Source organism: Paraburkholderia sp. BR10923 (assembly GCF_040948765.1).
Lineage (GTDB): Bacteria > Pseudomonadota > Gammaproteobacteria > Burkholderiales > Burkholderiaceae > Paraburkholderia > Paraburkholderia youngii.
Window position 1 is genome coordinate 36,971 of sequence record NZ_JBFPKO010000026.1, and the last position, 19,870, is coordinate 56,840.

Consider the following 19,870-nt stretch of genomic DNA (forward strand, 5'->3'; position numbering starts at 1 on the left):
ATCGTGGGGAGGCTTTGGCCTTATTGACGGGCGATGGTGTTGGTGCGGCGAATCTTGGCTTGCAGCTGGATCACGCCGTACACCAGCGCTTCCGCGGTGGGCGGACAACCCGGCACGTACACGTCGACCGGGACAATCCGGTCGCAGCCGCGCACCACCGAGTAAGAGTAGTGGTAATAGCCGCCACCGTTCGCGCACGAGCCCATCGAGATCACCCAACGCGGCTCCGCCATCTGGTCGTAGACCTTGCGCAGAGCGGGCGCCATCTTGTTGCACAGCGTACCGGCGACGATCATCACATCCGACTGACGCGGACTCGGACGGAACACGACACCGAAACGGTCGAGGTCATAACGGGCGGCGCCCGCATGCATCATCTCGACCGCGCAGCATGCGAGACCGAACGTCATCGGCCACAGCGAGCCGGTGCGCGTCCAGTTGATCAGTTTGTCTGCCGTAGTGGTGACAAACCCTTCTTTCAAGACCCCTTCGATACTCATTTGCTTTCCACTCCAGACGGGGCGGCAAGCCTGGCCACCCACGCAAACCGGCGATTAATCCATCATTCCCAGTCGAGGCCGCCCTTCTTCCAGATGTAGGCAAAACCAAGCAGGAACTCGAGCAGGAAAATCATCATTGCCGTGAACCCGGCCCAGCCGATGTCACGCAATGCCACGCCCCACGGGAACAGGAACGCGGTTTCAAGATCGAAAATGATGAAGAGAATGGCGACGAGGTAGTAACGCACATCGAACTTCATGCGCGCATCTTCGAATGCTTCGAAGCCGCACTCGTACGGTGCGTTTTTTTCGGTGTCGGGTTTGTTGGGACCGAGGAGCTTGCCGATACTGACCAGTGCTACGCCTAAACCGGTGCCCACAATAAGGAACAACAAAACGGGGAAATAGGCTGCGAGGTTCAAGACAATCCTCAATCGGTTGGTTCTGAGTGCCGTCAGGAGCATAGCACCCCTGACGCGAAATCACTTCCTCAACACGCATGACGTAAGCCCTGCAGCCATACGCCAGAAGTGAAAATGCCAGCCGAAGCGAAGCAAGCGGCTGGCATTTAGATAACATTTGGTGCCGACGGCGAGACTCGAACTCGCACAGCTTTCGCCACTACCCCCTCAAGATAGCGTGTCTACCAATTTCACCACGTCGGCACTATATGCAATCCGGGAAAACAACTTGTAAAACCCGCGAATCGCTTCAAGACTTGAATTGTAACTTGTTTAAACAGATTGTTCAACGCACAAGAGCACGCCTACAGAAAATTTATTTCGGCACACCCGTTGCCGGAACCGACGCAGGCGAAGCCGGCACTGCGGGCGATGCCGCCACCGGAGCCGAGCCTGCAGCCGGTGCGGAAGCAGGCGAAGCCGCGATCGGTGCAGTAGCCGCCGCGCCCAGCACGCCTGCCGACGGCTTCACGTGATACGCACCAAGGTAGGTGAGCGCCAAGGTCGTGGCAAAGAACAGCGCTGCGAGCACCGCCGTGGTACGCGACAGGAAGTTCGCCGAACCCGTCGCACCGAACAGGCTACCCGATGCGCCGCTGCCGAAAGCTGCGCCCATGTCGGCACCTTTGCCGTGCTGCAGCAATACGAGGCCGATGACCCCGAGCGCGGACAACAACTGAACGACGATAATCAATGTTTTCAAATACAGCATCACACTCACCTGAGTCTTTATTTAACCGCGCCGCACACTGTGTGTTGCGCGAAAAGGAGTCATCCTCGTCGAGACGCCCTGCTTAACCCGCCACGCTGGTCGCAGCGGCCGCCTTGCAGATCGCCAGGAAATCCTGATCTTTCAACGACGCGCCGCCGATCAGGCCGCCGTCGATATCGTTCTGACGGAACAGTTCTTCCGCGTTGTCCGGTTTCACGCTGCCGCCGTACAGCAACGGTACGTCTGCCGCACCCTTTGCCGCGAGACGAGCACGCAGGAACGCATGCACGGCCTGCGCCTGTGCCGCCGATGCGCTCTTGCCGGTGCCAATTGCCCACACCGGCTCATACGCGACGACGAGGCGAGCCGCGTCCTGAGACGACAGCTTCGCGAGCACTTCGTCGAGCTGACCGCCGACGACCTGCTCGGTCGAACCAGCCTCGCGTTCTTCGAGCGTTTCGCCGACGCACACGATCGGCGTCAAACCCGCCTCGAGCACACGCTGCGCTTTCACCGCGACCAGCTCGGCGCTTTCGCGGTGATACGCGCGACGCTCCGAATGCCCGACGATCGCAAACGTGGCACCGAAGTCCGTCACCATCGGCGCAGCAACTTCGCCGGTATAGGCGCCATGCGTGAACGCGGACACGTCCTGCACACCCCACACGACCGGGCTGCCTTCGAGCAGCGACTGCGCCTGCGCGACATAGAGGCTCGGCACGCAGACACCGACGCGCACGTCGGCCGGCAATTCATTGGCGCCCTGCACGACTGCGCGCAACAACGCGGCGTTCGCGGCGAGCCGCCCATGCATCTTCCAGTTACCGACTACCAGTTTGGCTCGTTGTTGATTCGACATCGTCTCGTATTGTCCTGTCTTGCCAGTCCGACCTGCTCCGGCGCGCGCAAAACGCGCAATTTTACTGCGTGGGGTGGATCGGGTCAAACCGATGGTGTCAAGCCTCCTGACCCCACGTCAACACGATCTTGCCGACGTGGGTGCTGCTTTCCATCAGCGTATGCGCGTCGGCAGCCTGGGCGGCGGGAAACACGCGATGCACGACCGGCTTGATGCGCCCGGCTTCGAGATGCGGCCATACGCGCTCTTTCAATTGCGCGGCGATCTGTGCCTTGAACTCGATCGGCCGTGGCCGCAGCGTCGAACCGGTAACGGTCAGACGGCGACGCAGCACTTCGTTCAGGTTCAGCTCCGCCTTCGCGCCGCCGAGCAGCGCAATCAGCACGATGCGGCCACCGTCGGCGAGCGCCGACAGTTCGCGCGGCACGTAGCTGCCCGCGACCATGTCGAGGATCACGTCGACGCCACGATCGTTGGTCAGCGACTTGATGACTTCGACGAAATCTTCAGTCCTGTAGTTGATCGCCCGTTCAGCGCCGAGCGCTTCGCACGCGCGGCACTTGTCGTCCGAGCCTGCGGTGGCGAACACACGGAAGCCCAGCGCGTGCGCAATCTGGATCGCCGTCACGCCGATGCCGCTCGATCCGCCCTGCACGAGCAGCGTTTCGTTCGCGCCGCCCTCACCCTGGCCGAGCTGCGCGCGATTGAAGACGTTGCTCCACACCGTGAAGAAAGTCTCGGGCAGCGAAGCCGCTTCGACGTCCGACAATCCCGCCGGCACGGGCAGGCATTGCAGAAGCGGCGCCGCCGCATACTCGGCATAGCCGCCGCCCGCGAGCAGCGCGCAAACGCGGTCGCCAATCTTCAGACCGAACGGATTGTTCTTCGCTTCGAGCGTGCCGCCGACGATCTCGCCCGCCACCTCCAGCCCCGGCAGATCCGACGCTCCCGGCGGCGGCGCATAGCCGCCCTTGCGCTGAAACACGTCCGGACGATTGATGCCGGATGCCGCCACCTTGATCAGCACCTCGCCAGCCTTGAGCTGCGGCGTCGGACGCTCCGCCAGCTTGAGGACTTCCGGGGCACCGAATTCAGTGATTTCGATCGCTTTCATCTGCGTCAACTCCAAGATTGGATTGCGTTGCCTACCCGTTGCTGCCGTCCGCCGTAGCGCTGCGATTCGAATACGCAACGCAATCCATCCTGCATGAAAAACGGCCGGCGTGCATGACACGGCCGGCCGTTTGTCCGTTACCGACTTACTGCGGCGTCGGTTCGCCTTGCGGCGCGTCGTTCAGCAGTGCCTTCGCCGACAGACGCACACGACCCTTCTCGTCCGTCTGGATGACCTTGACCTTCACCTGCTGGCCATCCTTCAGATAGTCGTTGATGTCCTTGATGCGCTCGTTCGCGATCTCGGAAATATGCAGCAGACCGTCCTTACCCGGCAGGATGTTCACGATCGCGCCGAAGTCGAGCAGCTTGAGCACGGTGCCTTCGTACACCTGGCCCACTTCGACTTCCATCGTGATCGCTTCGATACGACGCTTCGCTTCGGCCATGCCTTCGCTGTTCGTGCTCGCGATCGTGACGACGCCGTCGTCCGAAATGTCGATCGTCGTGCCGGTTTCTTCGGTCAGCGCACGGATCACCGAGCCGCCCTTGCCGATCACGTCGCGGATCTTTTCCGGGTTGATCTTGATCGTGATCATGCGCGGTGCGAACTCCGACAGCTGCGTGTTCGCGCCTGCCACGGCCGAGGTCATCTTGCCGAGAATGTGCATGCGGCCTTCCTTAGCCTGCGCGAGCGCGACCTGCATGATTTCCTTCGTGATGCCCTGGATCTTGATGTCCATCTGCAGCGCGGTCACGCCTTGTTCCGTACCCGCGACCTTGAAGTCCATGTCGCCGAGGTGATCTTCGTCGCCGAGGATGTCGGTCAGCACCGCGAAGCGGTTGCCTTCGAGAATCAGGCCCATCGCGATACCGGCGACGTGAGCCTTCATCGGCACGCCGGCGTCCATCAGCGCGAGGCAGCCGCCGCACACCGAAGCCATCGACGACGAACCGTTCGACTCGGTGATTTCCGAGACGACACGGATCGAGTAGCCGAATTCGTCGGCGCTCGGCAGGCACGCGACGAGCGCGCGCTTGGCGAGACGGCCGTGACCGATTTCACGGCGCTTCGGCGAACCGACGCGGCCCGTTTCGCCGGTCGCGAACGGAGGCATGTTGTAGTGGAGCATGAAGCGTTCGCGGTACTCGCCTTCCAGCGCGTCGATGCTCTGCTCGTCGCCCTTCGTGCCGAGCGTCGCGACCACCAGCGCCTGCGTCTCGCCGCGCGTGAACAGCGCCGAGCCGTGGGTACGCGGCAGCACGCCGGTGCGGATTTCGATCGGGCGCACGGTGCGCGTGTCGCGGCCGTCGATACGCGGCTCGCCGTTCAGGATCTGGGTACGGACGATCTTCGCTTCGATGTCGAACAGCACGTTGCCGACCGACGCTTTGTCGGCCGCCACGGTACCGGCTGCCGCCGCTTCTTCTTCGAGCTTCGCCGAGGTCGCCGCGTAGACTTCCTTCAGCTTGGTCGAGCGAGCCTGCTTGTCGCGGATCTGGTAAGCGGCGAGCAGATCGGCTTGCGCGAGTTCCGTGACGCGCGCGATCAGCGCTTCGTTCTTCGCGGCCGGCTGCCAGTCCCACTCGGGCTTGCCGCCTTCGCGGACTAGTTCGTGGATCGCGTCGATCGCGGTCTGCATCTGCTCATGACCGAACACGACGGCGCCGAGCATCACCTCTTCGCTCAGCTGCTGCGCTTCCGATTCGACCATCAGCACCGCGCGTTCCGTACCGGCGACGACGAGGTCGAGCGCCGATTCCTTCATCTGCGGACGCGTCGGATTCAGCACGTATTCGTTGTTGATGTAGGCCACGCGTGCCGCGCCGACGGGGCCATTGAACGGCAGGCCGGACACCGCGAGCGCCGCCGATGCGCCGATCAGCGCCGGGATGTCGGCGGGGATTTCCGGATTCAGCGACAGCACGTGAATCACGACCTGCACTTCGTTGTAGAAGCCTTCCGGGAAGAGCGGGCGCAGCGGACGGTCGATCAGTCGCGAGATCAGCGTCTCGCCCTCCGACGGACGGCCTTCGCGACGGAAGAAGCCACCCGGGATCTTGCCGGCGGCGTAGGTCTTTTCGATGTAATCGACGGTGAGGGGGAAGAAGTCCTGGCCCGGCTTCGCGGTCTTCGCGCCGACCACGGTGGCGAGCACCACGGTGTCTTCGACGTCGACGATCACCGCGCCGCTCGCCTGGCGAGCGATTTCACCGGTTTCGAGGCGAACGTTGTGCTGCCCCCACTTAAACTCTTTGACGATCTTATTGAACATAGTCATTGCTTTTCCTCATCGTAATGCCGCGCGGACCGGAAGCGGCGCGGCAACGCCGGGGCCGGCGCCGCATGGGAAGAGTCGTGCTATGCCATTCCAGAGAGTCACGTGCTGCACGCGCGCGCGAACCGCTGGAATGACACAAAACTCTGCCCTGAAGCCCGGCCTTGTTTCCTGTTACTGCTTTTCTACTGCTGCTCTGCTACTGCTACTACGCTTGCCCGTGGACGCCGCGCGAACCGGCATACGCCGCGGATCACAGGCGGTGCGCGTTACACGAAGCGCGCCGTGCAAAAACAAAATGCCTGTATCAGCGAAACTGACACAGGCATCTTGCTGAACGACTGGCCGATTACTTACGCAGACCCAGCTTCTCGATCAGGCTGCGGTACCGATCCGCGTCCTTACCCTTTAGGTAGTCGAGCAGCTTGCGACGGCGGCTCACCATGCGCAGCAGACCGCGGCGGCTGTGGTGATCCTTCGTGTGCTCCTTGAAGTGGGAGGTCAGTTCGTTGATACGGGTCGTGAGCAGCGCGACCTGAACTTCGGGGGAGCCGGTGTCGTTAGCTGCGCGTGCGAATTGCGCGACGACTTCGGACTTCTTGCTTGCTTCAACTGCGGACATGTCAATTTCCTTGATAACTGGACAGGCGGTCACGGAAGAAAGGCCGTGCCGTGGGATACCCGTTTCACAATTTACTGAGCCCCGTTCGTGGCTGAATTAGCTGAATGAGAACCCAGCCGAACAACGGGACGCGTATTGTAGCACAGCCGACTTCTGCCGCGAAGCCCGCACTAGCAAGGCGAATCGCGCGTCGCTCAGGGGCGCCGCATCCGACAGACCGTCGGCAATACCGTGCGCTCGGCTGATAGCGCCAGCACCGTGCGAAAGCCGTAGCCGGAACCTTCGTTATCGAAATGCACGCCGGGTGTGCCGGCTTTGTCCATCTGCATCACGTAAAGGGGCTGGATCAGCTGATGGTCGTCGGCGCGCATCCAGGATGCGTGAAAACCGTTGTCGAAGCGGATTGCCTCGAGCGCTTTCGCGACCGCCGTCGGATCGGCGCTGCCGGCGCGGTTCATCGCGGCGGCGAGTGTGTCGAGCAGCAGTGGCATACGCAGCACCGGATAGTCGTCCTGCGCGGCCGGATAGCGCGCGCGGAACGCCGCGTACCATGCATCGGAGGGCGCGCCGCCGACGTTCGGATGCCACTCGGCCACGGCGATCACGTGACCCACGCCCGCGTCGCCGAGGGCGGCCGGCGCCCCGAGGCTGTTGCCATAAAACGTGTAGAACTTCATGTCGAGGCCCTGCTCGCGCGCCGCCTTCACGAGCAACGTCAGGTCGTTGCCCCAGTTGCCGGTGATCACGGCGTCCGCGCCGCTCGCGCGGATCTTCGCGATGTACGGCGCAAAGTCCTTCACTCGACCGATTGGGTGAAATTCGTCGCCGACCACCGCGATGTCGGGGCGCTTCGCCGCGAGCGTCGAGCGCGCGAGGCTGCTCACGTCGTGGCCGAAGCTGTAGTCCTGGTTCAGCAGGTAGACCTTTTTCACCGTCTTGTCGCGCTCAATCACCTCGGCGAGCGCGGCCATCCGCATGCCCGCGTGCGCGTCGAAGCGGAAGTGCCAGAAGCTGCAGCTCGCGTTGGTGAGCGCGGGGTCGTCGGCCGAGTAGTTCAGGAACAGTTCCCGGTTGTCCGGCTCGCGGCTGTTCTGCTTGTCGATCGCGCCGATGAGCGCCGCGGCGACCGCCGAGCTATTGCCCTGCAGGATGTAGCCGATATGGCGATCCGCGGCTGCGCGCATTTGCGTCAGCGCTTCCTCCGCGCTGCCCTTGCTGTCGAGCACGACGAGTTCGAACGGATGCGCGCCGTCCGCGAGCTTCACGCCGCCGCGCGCGTTGACCTGCTCGACGCCGAAGCGCAGATTGCGCTCGACCGCCGCGCCCGCGTTCGCGAACGGGCCGGACATGCCTTCGATCAGCGCGAGCCGGATCGGGGTGCCCGAGGGTTTGCCGGTCGGATTCACCCCCGAACTCGTCGCCTGAGCCACGCCAACGGCCACCGCCGAAATTGAGATCGCCGTCAGCGCAATCGCCGCCGCCCGTTGCCACACCGCCGTCATGGTCGTCCTGCCTGAATCTTCGAAGCGCGGATCATAGAACCACGCGCACGGAATAGGCAAGCCGGCGCATCCGTTCTCCTTTGGAGGCGACCCACGTTCGGGCGGCGCCATTCTTCCGCCACGGCGCGTGTCAAAATGGTGGGTCTCGATGATAAGAACCGCTATTCAAACGCCATCGGAGGAATACATGTCGAACCGCCATCACCGCACGGCGGCCTCTATCACAACCCCGGCCGGCGCGAGTCTGCGGCGCGCCGCGTTCGTTTGCCTGAGCGTGCTCGCGCTCGCCGGCTGCGCCCAGCCGTGGCAGCAGTATCAACAGGGAGCGGATGCATCGACGGTGATCGCGCGGCTCGGACCGCCGCGCGAAACCTACGACCTGCCCGACGGCGGCAAGCGCCTGATGTGGCCGACCCAACCGATGGGCGAAACCACCACCGCCGCCGACATCGACGCGGCCGGCAAGATCGTCAACATGCGCCAGGTGTTGCAACCCAACGAGTTCTACCGCGCCGAGATCGGCAAATGGACGCGCAGCGACGTACTGGTGAACTTCGGCCGTCCGGTCGAAACGTCGTACTTCCCGATGATGAGGCGCGAAGTCTGGACCTATCGCTATCTCGAGGACAACGTCTGGTACATGCTGTACAGCTTCTACTTCGATGACCAGGGCATCTTGCGCCTCACGCAGAAGACCCCCGACCCGCTGCACGAGCCCGACCGCCGCAGCCTGTTCTGAATGCTGAGCGCGATCTTCGAACGAAGAACGCTATCTCGATAAAGCTGCCTTCCGTAGGCAGCTTTTTTATTCTCTAAGCATAAAGACGAATTTTATCCTGTTCACGTCAACAACTTCGCAAAAGAAAGGTTATTGTAAACACCGTTCGTGCACCGGCTGACGATCGACCGCGCAACTGCGGTTCCGGTCCGGTGCCAGGTCAATTGCCTCTGTTACGGAGCTGCTACGATGAACCGCCCCAAACACCTGCTGGTCGCCAACGTCGCGTGGGCCCATGAAACCGCGACGCGCAATCCGGCATTCTTTCGCGACCTCATGCGCGGACAGAATCCACACATTCTGTGGATAGGCTGTGCGGACAGCCGAGTGCCCGCCGAAACGATCACGCATTGCGAGCCCGGCGATCTGTTCGTCCATCGCAACATCGCCAACCTGTTTGATCCCGGCGACGACAACGTCGCGAGCGTCCTCGAATACGCGGTGAGAGTGCTCAAAGTCGGCCACGTGATCGTCTGCGGACACTATGGCTGCGGCGGCGTGCGCGCCGCGCTGCTGCCCCCGGACCCCGCGCTGCCCCATGTAAACCGGCGTATCGCGCCGCTCTGCGCGCTCGCGCAAACGCATCACCCGGAACTGGACGGCGCGGCGACCGAATCGGATCGCGTCAACCGCCTCGCCGAGTTGAACGTGCTTGAACAGGTGCGGCAGCTACGGGCGAGCCCGATCGTGCACGAGAGTGATCCGGCGCCGCTCGTGCACGGCTGGATCTTTGCGCTCGACGACGGGCGCATCAAGGTTCTCACCTCCGGCTACAGCGCCGACGACGCGATGACATGCCCGACCGCCGCGCACAGCGCGGCCTAGCGAAGCGCGTCGCACCCGCGATTCGAACCGCGGACGGAGCCGACAGCGGAATCCTCATCGAGCCCCCTGTTCGTCGCCCGCCGCCCCACCTCTCGCTTCTGGACTCCATGGATACTCAAACCCCCTTCTCCGCGCTCCAGCGCGACGTGCTCGCCGGAACGGCCGTTTTTCTGGTGGCGCTGCCGCTTTGCCTCGGCATTGCTCACGCATCGGGCGTCGACCCATTTGCCGGACTGGTGTCGGGCATCATTGGCGGGCTCGTGGTTGCCGCGTTGAGCGGCTCGCGCCTGAGTGTGAGCGGCCCGGCCGCGGGCCTCGTCGTGATCGTCGTCGACGGCATCGCGCGGCTTGGCGGCTTTTCCGCTTTCCTGCTGGCTGTGCTGCTGTCGGGCGTCATCCAGTTCGGCTTCGGCATGCTCAGGGCTGGCCGGTTCGCCGCCTACGTGCCGTCGCCGGTGATCAAGGGGATGCTCGCGGCCATCGGCGTGCTGTTGATCCTCAAGCAGTTTCCCGTAGCGCTGGGGCTATCCGGCACCGCTCATTCCGCCCACTCGGCGGCGGCGCTCGCAACGCCGCTCGGCCCAATCTCGCTGACCGCCGTGCTGATCACGCTGCTGTCGCTAGCGATCCTCGCCGGCTGGGAAACCCGCGCGCTGCGCCGCTTCGCTGTCGTGCGCATCATGCCGGCGCCGCTCGCGGTGGTGCTGCTCGGCATCGGCGCGACGCTCGCTCTCGATCTCGTCGCGCCATCGCTGGCACCGGCCGCCGAACGGCGGGTCGCGTTGCCGTCGCTCGAATCGTTCGCGGCACTGCAAGCCGTGCTCACGTCGGCCGACTTCGGACCACGGTTCGCCCAGCTCATCAATCCAGACATATGGCGCGTTGCGATCACGATCGCCATCCTCGCAAGTCTCGAAACGCTACTGAGCCTCGAAGCGGTCGAACAGATCGATCCGGAACGCCGCCGCGCACCGCCCGATCGCGAACTGAAGGCGCAGGGCGTGGGCAATCTGATCGCGGGTGCGATCGGTGGCCTGCCGATCACCGCGGTGATCGTGCGTAGCTCCGCGAACGTGCATGCCGGCGCAAAAAGCCGGCTCTCAGCGATCGTTCATGGCGTGTTGCTTCTCGTCAGCGTGTTCGCGCTCACCAGCGTGATCAACCTGATCCCGCTCGCCTGCCTTGCCGCGATCCTGATCTTCACCGGGTTCAAACTCGCCAAGCCGTCGTTGTTCGCCGGGCTCGCGCGACAGGGATTCGCGCCGTTCGCACCGTTTATCGTCACGGTCGCCGGCGTGCTCGTCACCGATCTGCTGATCGGTATCGTGCTCGGCATACTGTGCAGCATGCTGTTCGCGCTGTACGCAAACCTGCGCGGCCCGATCGTGCTCGCGCAGCATGGCGATCATTACCTGCTGTCGTTTCGCAAGGACGTATCGTTTCTCGGCAAGGTGCCGCTCAAGCACTATCTGCAGCAGATTCCGGATGGCGCCACGGTCATCGTCGACGCGACACGCGCCGATTTCGTCGATCACGACGTGCGCGAACTGCTGGATGCGTTCGTCGCGGATGCGCCCCGCCGCGGAATCACCGTCGACCTCAGATATCAGGTCCGCGAGCAGGCGCGCGCAACGAGCGGCTGGTCGCTGCGGCGCACGACAGCGGAGTAATCCCCGCGTATCGGGTCATCGCGCCCGCGCGATGACCGCGAAAAAAAGCCCCGCGTGCCAGGCATCGCGGGGCTTCTCCTTCGATTCACCGTCGAGATTGCGCGCTACCGGCGCGCCATGTTCGCGTTACTCCGAGCGCTGCGGATTCAACTTGTCCGCATTCGAATAGAGTTTGTTGAGCGCCGAGAAATACGCCTTCGCGGACGCCGCGACGATATCCGGATCGGTGCCGGTGCCGTTGACGATGCGCCCGCTCTTCGACAACCGCACGGTCACTTCGCCTTGTGCCTGAGTGCCGGTCGTGATCGCGTTGACCGAGTACAGCAGCAGCTCGGAGCCGCTGCCCACTTCCGTTTCGATCGCGTTGAGCGTGGCGTCGACCGGGCCGTTGCCGCGTGCTTCGCCGGTGATCTCTTTGCCCTCTACCGAGAACACGACCTTCGCGTGCGGCTGCTCGCCGGTTTCCGAATGCTGCGACATCGACAGGAATTTGTAGTGTTCCTTCTCGTGCGCTTCGGCCGATTCCTCGTTGACGATCGCGATGATGTCTTCGTCGAAAATCTCCGCCTTGCGATCCGCAAGTTCCTTGAAACGCGCGAACGCGGTATTCAGTTCGGCTTCACTGTCGAGCGCGATGCCGAGCTCCCGCAGACGCTGCTTGAACGCATTGCGGCCCGACAGCTTGCCGAGCACGATCTTGTTCGCGGTCCAACCCACGTCTTCCGCACGCATGATTTCGTAGGTGTCGCGCGCCTTCAGCACGCCGTCCTGATGGATGCCCGACGCGTGCGCGAATGCGTTCGCGCCGACCACGGCCTTGTTCGGCTGCACGACGAAACCAGTGATCTGCGACACCAGCTTCGAGGCCGGCACGATTTGAGTCGTATCGAGACCGACTTCGAGTCCGAAGTAATCCTTGCGGGTCTTCACCGCCATCACGATTTCTTCGAGCGACGTATTGCCCGCGCGCTCGCCGAGACCGTTGATCGTGCATTCGACCTGGCGCGCGCCGCCGATCTGCACGCCGGCGAGCGAATTCGCGACCGCCATGCCGAGGTCGTTGTGGCAATGCACGGAGAACACCGCCTTGTGCGAGTTCGGAATGCGCTCGCGCAGCGTCTTCACGAGCTGGCCATAGAGCTCCGGCACGCCGTAGCCGACCGTGTCCGCGATGTTGATCGTGGTCGCGCCTTCGGCGATCACCGCTTCCAGCACACGGCACAGGAAGTCCATATCCGAGCGGCTGCCGTCTTCCGGCGAGAATTCGACGTCGTCCGTGAACTTGCGCGCGAAACGCACCGCGAGCCTGGCTTGCTCGAAGACCTGCTCGGGCGTCATGCGCAGCTTCTTTTCCATGTGAAGCGGCGACGTCGCGATGAACGTGTGGATGCGGAAATGATCGGCCGGTTTCAGTGCGTCGGCGGCCTTCTGAATGTCCTTGTCGTTCGCGCGCGCAAGCGAGCAGATCGTGCTGTCTTTCACCAGACCGGCGATCGTATGGATCGCGTCGAAGTCGCCGTTCGAGCTGGCCGCGAAACCCGCTTCGATCACGTCGACTTTCATCCGTTCGAGTTGCTTGGCGATGCGGATCTTCTCTTCCTTCGTCATCGACGCGCCGGGCGATTGCTCGCCGTCACGCAGCGTGGTGTCGAAAATGATCAGTTTGTCGGACATGTCGGGCCTCCTCGGGAGTCGTTCAGATGTGGGACTTGGTTTTGGAATAGGACGATGGGCGCCACCGCTGGCAAGGTAGGGCGATCGCGATGATCGCGGCCGGCGCGGACGGAACGCAAAAACGCATAAGGACGAGAACCAAGCATGATGGCGCGGCGCAGCGAACGGTCTCGCCGACCCGGCAAAATCGGCCACGCCAACGCACTGATCCGACGACTATAGCGGCATTCCAGCCACCACGCAATGCACGCCTGGGCGGCCTGCGGCGCGCTCCGAAGCGGGCTCGTAACAGCATCAGCCAACGAAAAACGGCAGCACGTGGGCTGCCGTTTTTGGTATGTCGCTGCGATGCAGCGAAGTTCGAATCGTCACCGGTCGTGCGACATCGAACGCGCCGGATTGGCCCGGCCGCGCATCGCCTGATACGCCCAGAACACGTAGCCGGACAGACCGTACAGCACGAACAGACCGAACAGCATCAGCGGTGGGTCGGACGACACCAGCACGAACGCGACCACCACCAGCAGGATCACGCCGAACGGCACGCGATGCCGCACGTCGAGCGCCTTGCCGCTGTAGAACGGTGCGTTCGACACCATCGTCACGCCCGCATAGATGGTCAGCACGAACGCGACCCACGGCAGCCAAACGAGCTTCAGCGGCACGCGGTTGTCGGTGGCGAGCCACACGAAACCGGCGATCAGCGCCGCCGCGGCCGGGCTCGGCATGCCCTGGAAAAAACGCTTGTCGACCACGCCGATGTTCGTATTGAAACGCGCGAGCCGCAGCGCCGCGCCGGAGCAATAGACGAACGCCGCGAGCCAGCCCCACCGGCCGAGGTCTTTCAGTATCCACTCGTACATCACGAGCGCGGGCGCAACCCCGAACGACACCATGTCCGACAGGCTGTCGAACTGCTCGCCGAACGCGCTTTGCGTATGCGTCATGCGCGCGACGCGGCCGTCCATGCCATCGAGCACCATAGCGACGAAGATCGCGATCGCCGCGATCTCGAAGCGCACGTTCATCGCCTGCACGACGGCGAAGAAACCGCAGAACAGCGCGGCCGTGGTGAACGCGTTCGGCAGCAGGTAGATGCCGCGCTTTCTGAGGAATTGCTGACGCTGCGCGCGCCGGCTGTCGACGGCCGGCGACTCCGTGACCACCGGCTTGTTGCGACGAAACGGACGCGGCAGCGGTCCGCTGCTGCGAGGTCGACGCGGTTTGAATGCGGCCATTCGGACAACCTCCTGTATGCCGCTTTACAGCTCGGCGAGGATCGTGGACGACGCCGACACCTTCTCGCCGATCGATACGCGCGGGCGGCTGCCCACCGGCAGATACACGTCGACGCGCGAACCGAAGCGGATGAATCCGTAGCGCTGGCCACGGGTCAGCGGCTCGCCGGCACGGACGTAGCAAAGAATGCGCCGTGCGATCAACCCGGCGATCTGCACCGACGTGACCGTCTGGCCGCCGGCCGTCTCGATCACGACCGCGTTGCGTTCGTTTTCGAGCGAGGCTTTATCGACCGCGGCGTTCAGATACGCGCCGGGAAAGTATTCGACCTTCGAGATCGCGCCGTCGACCGGCGAGCGCTGCGAGTGCACGTTGAACACGTTCATGAACACGCTGATCTTCAGCGCTTCGCGATTCGCATAAGGGTCATGCGCGGTTTCCACCGCGACGATGCGACCGTCGGCGGGACACAGCACCGCGTTGGCCTGGGTCGGAATCGGACGCGCCGGATCGCGGAAGAACTGCACGATGAAGATCAGGATCAGCCAGAAGAGCCACGCAAAGCCGAACCCCGCGAAGGCGTGAACCAGTAATGCAACGACGGCCGCGATGGCGATGAACGGCCAGCCTTCTCGCGCGATGATCGGATGAGGGTAATTCATGGATGGCTTCTGTGTTTTTGTAAAACCGTAGGATAGCAAAAGCCGCCCAGGGTTCAGCACCCTTGGACGGCTTTTTGACTGGTCCGGCCGCCGCGCTGAAGGCGCCGCGCCGGACCTCGTGACGTCGAGACGCTTAGTTCTTCGACTGGTCGACGAGCTTGTTCTTCGCGATCCACGGCATCATTGCGCGCAGCTTCGAGCCAACCTGCTCGATCTGGTGCTCGGCCGTCAGACGGCGACGCGATTGCAGCGTCGGTGCGCCAGCCTTGTTTTCGATGATGAAGCTCTTCGCGTATTCGCCGGTCTGGATGTCGGTCAGCACGGCCTTCATCGCCTTCTTCGTTTCAGCGGTCACGATGCGCGGACCCGTCACGTACTCGCCGTACTCGGCGTTGTTCGAGATCGAGTAGTTCATGTTCGCGATGCCGCCTTCGTAGATCAGGTCGACGATCAGCTTCAGTTCGTGCAGGCACTCGAAGTACGCCATTTCCGGCGCGTAGCCCGCTTCGACCAGCGTTTCGAAGCCAGCCTTGATCAGGTCGACGGTACCGCCGCACAGCACAGCCTGCTCGCCGAACAGGTCGGTTTCGGTTTCTTCGCGGAAGTTCGTTTCGATGATGCCCGCACGGCCGCCGCCGTTAGCCGCTGCGTACGACAGCGCGATGTCGCGCGCTGCGCCCGACTTGTCCTGGGCAACCGCGATCAGGTGCGGCACGCCGCCACCTTGCGAGTAGGTGCCGCGAACCGTGTGGCCCGGTGCCTTCGGGGCGATCATGATCACGTCGAGGTCGGCGCGCGGGATCACCTGGCCGTAGTGAACGTTGAAGCCGTGCGCGAAAGCGAGCGCTGCGCCCTGCTTGATGTTCGCGTGAACTTCCTTCGCGTATACGTCGGCGATCTGCTCGTCCGGCAGCAGCATCATCACGACGTCCGCGCCCTTCACCGCTTCCGCGACTTCCTTGACTTGCAGGCCAGCGTTTTCAGCCTTGCTCCACGATGCGCCGCCCTTGCGCAGACCGACCGTGATGTTCACGCCGCTTTCCTTCAGGTTCAGCGCGTGCGCATGGCCTTGCGAGCCATAGCCGATGATGGTGACCTGCTTGCCTTTGATGAGGGAGAGATCGGCGTCCTTGTCGTAGAAAACTTTCATGTCGGTTCCTTGGCTAGATTCGATGATTCAGAAAAATTCAGGTACTGCGAATGTTGTTATTGCCGGTTGGGCGATGCCGCGTTGCCCGGCCGTTCGATCGTGACGTCAGACCTTCAGAATGCGCTCGCCGCGACCGATGCCCGAGCTGCCCGTGCGGACCGTTTCGAGAATCGCCGTGGAGTCGAGCCCCTCGATGAAGGCGTCGAGCTTGTCGCTCGCCCCCGTCAGTTCGATCGTGTAGGTCTTTTCGGTGACGTCGATGATGCGGCCGCGGAAAATGTCCGACATCCGCTTCATCTCCTCACGTTCCTTGCCGACCGCCCTCACCTTGATCAGCATCAGCTCGCGTTCGATGTGGGCGCCCTCGGTAAGGTCGACCACTTTCACCACCTCGATCAGGCGGTTCAGATGCTTCGTGATCTGTTCGATCACGTCGTCCGAGCCAACGGAGACGATGGTCATGCGCGACAGCGAACGATCTTCGGTCGGAGCCACCGTCAAGGTTTCAATGTTGTAGCCGCGTGCCGAGAACAGACCCACCACGCGCGACAATGCGCCCGGTTCGTTTTCCAGCAGGACGGAAATGATGTGTCTCATGTTTCGCTTCTTCCAGATGTAGTGTCGATGTCTGCGAGCGGAGCGGCGCCGCTTCGTCTGCTTTCGCCTTTTGTGAAGGCGCGCATCACGAAGCCGGCGCTGGAGTTACCCGTGCGCCCCGTCGTTAAAGATCTTCCGAACCCATGAGCATCTCGGTGATGCCCTTGCCGGCCTGAACCATCGGCCAGACGTTTTCGGTCGGATCGGTCTGGAAGTCGAGAAACACCGTGCGATCCTTCAGGCGCAGCGCTTCCTTCAGCGCCGGTTCCACATCGGCCGTGCGCTCGATGCGCATGCCCACGTGACCGTACGCTTCGGCGAGCTTCACGAAGTCCGGCAGCGCATCCATGTACGAATGCGAATAGCGCTTGCTGTATTCGATCTGCTGCCACTGGCGCACCATGCCCAGATAGCGGTTGTTCAGCGAAATAATCTTGATCGGCAGGTCGTACTGCTTGCAGGTCGACAGCTCCTGGATGCACATCTGGATCGAGCCTTCGCCCGTGATGCACAGCACGTCGTCGTCCGGATGGGCCATCTTCACGCCCATCGCGGCAGGCAAGCCGAAGCCCATCGTGCCGAGGCCACCGGAGTTGATCCAGCGACGCGGCTTGTTGAACTTGTAGAACTGCGCGGCCCACATCTGGTGCTGGCCGACGTCGGAGCACACGAACGCGTTGCCGTCGGTCAGCTCCCACGCCTTTTCGACCACGTACTGCGGCTTGATGATGTCGCTCTTGCGGTCGAACTTCAGGCAGTCTTTCGCGCGCCAGCCTTCGATGTCCTTCCACCACTCGGCGAGCGCCGCGGTGTCGGGGCCATGCTCGGCCGTCTGCAACTGCTCGATCAGTTCCTTCAGCACTTCCTTCACGTCGCCGACGATCGGAATGTCGACCTTGACGCGCTTGGAAATGGAAGAAGGATCGATGTCGATATGGATGATCTTGCGCGGCCGCGACGCGAAGTGATTCGGATCGCCGATCACGCGGTCGTCGAAACGCGCGCCGATGGCGATCAGCACGTCGCAGTGCTGCATCGCCATGTTGGCTTCGTACGTACCGTGCATGCCGAGCATGCCGAGGAATTTCTTGTCGCTCGAGCGGTAGCCGCCAAGGCCCATCAGCGTATTGGTGACCGGATAGCCAAGCAGATCGGCAAACTGGTTCAGCTCACGCGACGCGTCCGCGAGCACGATGCCGCCGCCGGTATAGATATAGGGGCGCTTCGCCGACAGCAGCAGCGACACCGCCTTGCGGATCTGACCGGAGTGGCCCTTCGTGACCGGGTTGTATGAGCGCAGCGACACGCTCTTGATCGGCTCGTATTGGCACGCCGCCTTCGACACGTCCTTCGGAATGTCGATCAGCACAGGGCCGGGACGGCCGGTACGGGCGATGTAGAAAGCTTTCTTGACGGTGGCGGCGAGATCGCGCACGTCCTTCACGAGGAAGTTGTGCTTCACGCAGGGACGCGTGATGCCGACCGTGTCGCATTCCTGGAATGCGTCCTGACCGATCGCGGCAGTCGGCACCTGGCCGCTGATCACGACCATCGGGATCGAATCCATATAGGCGGTGGCGATGCCGGTCACGGCATTGGTGACACCGGGGCCGGAGGTCACGAGACAAACGCCGACCTTGCCGGTGGAGCGGGCATAGGCGTCGGCAGCATGCACGGCGGCCTGCTCGTGGCGCACCAGCACGTGCTGGAACTTGTCCTGCTTGTACAGCTCGTCGTAAATGTAGAGTACCGAGCCGCCGGGATAGCCCCAGATGAATTCGACGTCTTCGTCGGCCAGTGCCTTCATGAGCACGGTGGCGCCGATAGAGTCTGCTTCGTGAGGGGGGGTCGTATCCGACGTGGAGAATTCCGCGCTGGGCATATTCATTGATTCACCTTTCGAATTTTCGGCAAAAAATTGATCGGGTGCTCTCTGCCGGGCTTGTGGCTCGGGTTCAAGCGGCGCGTCCAGTTGACAGGCGGGCTTCTTGGGCCACACCTCAATTGAGACAACTCACTTATGTTGCGAACCAGCGACGATAGCTGTTGGCGCGCTCGCGGTCAAGAAAATATTGCCATTAGGACACCCGCAGGAGCACGCGATCGGACGGAATGTGATTGTCATGCAATTGCAAGGTTCAGCAGTTTCACCCCAATCTGAGCAAAAATTTGTTAGCATCCGCGAGTTTTACGACATTTTTCGACCGATTACGCGCACGCTTGCTGCGCCGACCCCACACGGATGGCATCAGACAAGGAACTCGCCGATTTTCTGGCGGGCGTCGAAAGGCGCGCGTTCAAGCAGACGGTCTACGCCGTGCGGGACGACGATGCGTCCCTCGACATCGTGCAGGACGCGATGATCAAGCTCGCCGAGAAATACGGCGACCGCCCGGCCGCCGAACTGCCCCTCCTGTTTCAGCGTATTCTGCAGAATGCGACACACGACTACTTCCGTCGTGCCAAAGTACGCAATACCTGGGTTAGTCTGTTCTCGTCGCTCGGCAACGCCGACGACGAATTCGACCCGCTGGAAACCTTCGAGGCCGAGGCGGGTTCGGCTGGCGCCGAGAGCAACGAGCAGAAGCTCGAGCGCGAGCAGGTCCTGCAGTTGATCGACGACGAGATCCAGAAATTACCGGCACGTCAACGGGAGGCGTTTCTCATGCGTTATTGGGAGGATATGGATGTCGCCGAGACTGCCGCCGCAATGGGCTGCTCCGAAGGCAGTGTGAAAACGCACTGCTCCCGGGCCACCCACACGCTGGCGCAAGCGCTCAAGGCGAAAGGAATCACGCTATGAGCTCCCTCGAAAACACAGAACTCGAGTTTGCGCGTCGACTGCGCCGCGCGCTCGACGAAAACACCGCCAGCCTCCCTCCCGCCACCGTCGACCGGCTCGCCGCCGCGCGTCGCGCCGCGTTGGCGCGCAAGAAGCCCGAAGCCGTCAGCGCGCCGGTGTTCGTGCCTGCGTTCGCCGGCATGCCGGCCGGGTTGCCGCAGAGAGGCTTCGAGCCGCGCCGCCGCTGGTCGCTGCGCCGCTTCGCGCTCGCGTGGCCGCTCGCCGCGCTGGTGGTGAGCCTGATCGGCATCGCGTACTGGGAAGACCAGCAGCGCACCGCCGAACTCGCCGATATCGATGCCGCCATGCTTAGCGACGACCTGCCGCTCAATGCCTATCTCGACCACGGCTTCAACGCGTATCTTTCACGCGCCCACTGAGCGGG

19 protein-coding genes and 1 tRNA gene are annotated in these 19,870 nt (G+C 62.9%); 5 read left to right on the forward strand and 15 right to left on the reverse strand.

What is annotated here, in order from left to right; translation table 11 throughout:
* Positions 1–20: 20 nt before the first annotated feature.
* The 9 genes from AB3X94_RS33625 to AB3X94_RS33665 form a co-directional block, all read right to left on the reverse strand.
* Positions 21–500 (reverse strand): NADH-quinone oxidoreductase subunit B family protein, encoded by a 480-nt coding sequence (locus tag AB3X94_RS33625; protein ID WP_006052903.1) that lies wholly within the window; start codon positions 498–500, stop codon positions 21–23.
* A 62-nt stretch (positions 501–562) separates the two neighbouring features.
* Positions 563–922 carry an NADH-quinone oxidoreductase subunit A gene (locus tag AB3X94_RS33630; RefSeq protein WP_018420012.1) on the reverse strand — a complete coding sequence of 120 codons (360 nt, stop codon included), beginning with the start codon at positions 920–922 and terminating at the stop codon, positions 563–565.
* A 158-nt stretch (positions 923–1,080) separates the two neighbouring features.
* Positions 1,081–1,165 (reverse strand) — tRNA-Leu (locus tag AB3X94_RS33635).
* A gap of 112 nt (positions 1,166–1,277) precedes the next feature.
* Positions 1,278–1,673 carry a preprotein translocase subunit SecG gene (gene secG, locus AB3X94_RS33640; RefSeq protein WP_176109126.1) on the reverse strand — a complete coding sequence of 132 codons (396 nt, stop codon included), beginning with the start codon at positions 1,671–1,673 and terminating at the stop codon, positions 1,278–1,280.
* An 82-nt stretch (positions 1,674–1,755) separates the two neighbouring features.
* The gene (gene tpiA, locus AB3X94_RS33645) at positions 1,756–2,532 is read right to left on the reverse strand and encodes a triose-phosphate isomerase (RefSeq protein WP_176109127.1); all 777 of its coding nucleotides are present in this window, start codon (positions 2,530–2,532) and stop codon (positions 1,756–1,758) included.
* 97 nt (positions 2,533–2,629) lie between these two features.
* Entirely contained in the window at positions 2,630–3,646 is a 1,017-nt protein-coding gene (locus tag AB3X94_RS33650) for an NAD(P)H-quinone oxidoreductase (RefSeq protein ID WP_368613760.1), read from the reverse strand.
* 145 nt (positions 3,647–3,791) lie between these two features.
* Positions 3,792–5,927, reverse strand: coding sequence for a polyribonucleotide nucleotidyltransferase (gene pnp / locus AB3X94_RS33655; RefSeq protein WP_176109129.1), 2,136 nt, complete (start codon positions 5,925–5,927; stop codon positions 3,792–3,794).
* Between the two features lie 346 nt (positions 5,928–6,273).
* Positions 6,274–6,546: a 30S ribosomal protein S15 gene (rpsO, locus tag AB3X94_RS33660; protein WP_008920609.1), complete on the reverse strand. Its 273-nt coding sequence runs from the start codon at positions 6,544–6,546 to the stop codon at positions 6,274–6,276.
* A gap of 194 nt (positions 6,547–6,740) precedes the next feature.
* A complete protein-coding gene (locus tag AB3X94_RS33665) occupies positions 6,741–8,048 on the reverse strand; it encodes a branched-chain amino acid ABC transporter substrate-binding protein (RefSeq protein WP_368613780.1) in 1,308 nt (435 codons plus the stop codon).
* A gap of 187 nt (positions 8,049–8,235) precedes the next feature.
* Here AB3X94_RS33665 and AB3X94_RS33670 point away from each other — a divergent pair, with 187 nt between their 5' ends.
* From AB3X94_RS33670 to AB3X94_RS33680, 3 genes are all read left to right on the forward strand, one after another.
* Positions 8,236–8,787, forward strand: coding sequence for a hypothetical protein (locus tag AB3X94_RS33670; RefSeq protein WP_176380822.1), 552 nt, complete (start codon positions 8,236–8,238; stop codon positions 8,785–8,787).
* A gap of 228 nt (positions 8,788–9,015) precedes the next feature.
* Positions 9,016–9,651: a carbonic anhydrase gene (locus AB3X94_RS33675; protein WP_368613761.1), complete on the forward strand. Its 636-nt coding sequence runs from the start codon at positions 9,016–9,018 to the stop codon at positions 9,649–9,651.
* 107 nt (positions 9,652–9,758) lie between these two features.
* The gene (locus AB3X94_RS33680; protein ID WP_368613762.1) at positions 9,759–11,321 is read left to right on the forward strand and encodes a SulP family inorganic anion transporter; all 1,563 of its coding nucleotides are present in this window, start codon (positions 9,759–9,761) and stop codon (positions 11,319–11,321) included.
* A 126-nt stretch (positions 11,322–11,447) separates the two neighbouring features.
* Here the strand turns inward: AB3X94_RS33680 and AB3X94_RS33685 are convergent, their stop codons facing one another.
* The 6 genes from AB3X94_RS33685 to AB3X94_RS33710 form a co-directional block, all read right to left on the reverse strand.
* Positions 11,448–12,995 carry a 2-isopropylmalate synthase gene (locus AB3X94_RS33685; protein ID WP_368613763.1) on the reverse strand — a complete coding sequence of 516 codons (1,548 nt, stop codon included), beginning with the start codon at positions 12,993–12,995 and terminating at the stop codon, positions 11,448–11,450.
* Positions 12,996–13,363: 368 nt separating this feature from the next.
* The gene (pssA, locus tag AB3X94_RS33690; RefSeq protein ID WP_176109134.1) at positions 13,364–14,233 is read right to left on the reverse strand and encodes a CDP-diacylglycerol--serine O-phosphatidyltransferase; all 870 of its coding nucleotides are present in this window, start codon (positions 14,231–14,233) and stop codon (positions 13,364–13,366) included.
* Positions 14,234–14,257: 24 nt separating this feature from the next.
* Positions 14,258–14,896 (reverse strand): phosphatidylserine decarboxylase, encoded by a 639-nt coding sequence (locus AB3X94_RS33695; protein ID WP_368613764.1) that lies wholly within the window; start codon positions 14,894–14,896, stop codon positions 14,258–14,260.
* A 133-nt stretch (positions 14,897–15,029) separates the two neighbouring features.
* Positions 15,030–16,046 carry a ketol-acid reductoisomerase gene (gene ilvC / locus AB3X94_RS33700; RefSeq protein ID WP_008920617.1) on the reverse strand — a complete coding sequence of 339 codons (1,017 nt, stop codon included), beginning with the start codon at positions 16,044–16,046 and terminating at the stop codon, positions 15,030–15,032.
* Between the two features lie 105 nt (positions 16,047–16,151).
* The gene (gene ilvN / locus AB3X94_RS33705; RefSeq protein WP_008920618.1) at positions 16,152–16,643 is read right to left on the reverse strand and encodes an acetolactate synthase small subunit; all 492 of its coding nucleotides are present in this window, start codon (positions 16,641–16,643) and stop codon (positions 16,152–16,154) included.
* 124 nt (positions 16,644–16,767) lie between these two features.
* Positions 16,768–18,531 carry an acetolactate synthase 3 catalytic subunit gene (locus AB3X94_RS33710; RefSeq protein WP_176109135.1) on the reverse strand — a complete coding sequence of 588 codons (1,764 nt, stop codon included), beginning with the start codon at positions 18,529–18,531 and terminating at the stop codon, positions 16,768–16,770.
* A gap of 354 nt (positions 18,532–18,885) precedes the next feature.
* On the opposite strand from AB3X94_RS33710, the gene AB3X94_RS33715 reads away from it, so the two are divergent.
* Together AB3X94_RS33715 and AB3X94_RS33720 are read left to right on the forward strand one after the other, a co-directional pair.
* Positions 18,886–19,446 (forward strand): RNA polymerase sigma factor, encoded by a 561-nt coding sequence (locus AB3X94_RS33715; RefSeq protein ID WP_368613765.1) that lies wholly within the window; start codon positions 18,886–18,888, stop codon positions 19,444–19,446.
* Positions 19,443–19,865, forward strand: a complete 423-nt coding sequence (locus AB3X94_RS33720; protein ID WP_176109136.1) for a DUF3619 family protein — start codon at positions 19,443–19,445, stop codon at positions 19,863–19,865. Before AB3X94_RS33715 ends, AB3X94_RS33720 begins: the two co-directional genes overlap by 4 nt.
* Positions 19,866–19,870 lie beyond the last annotated feature (5 nt).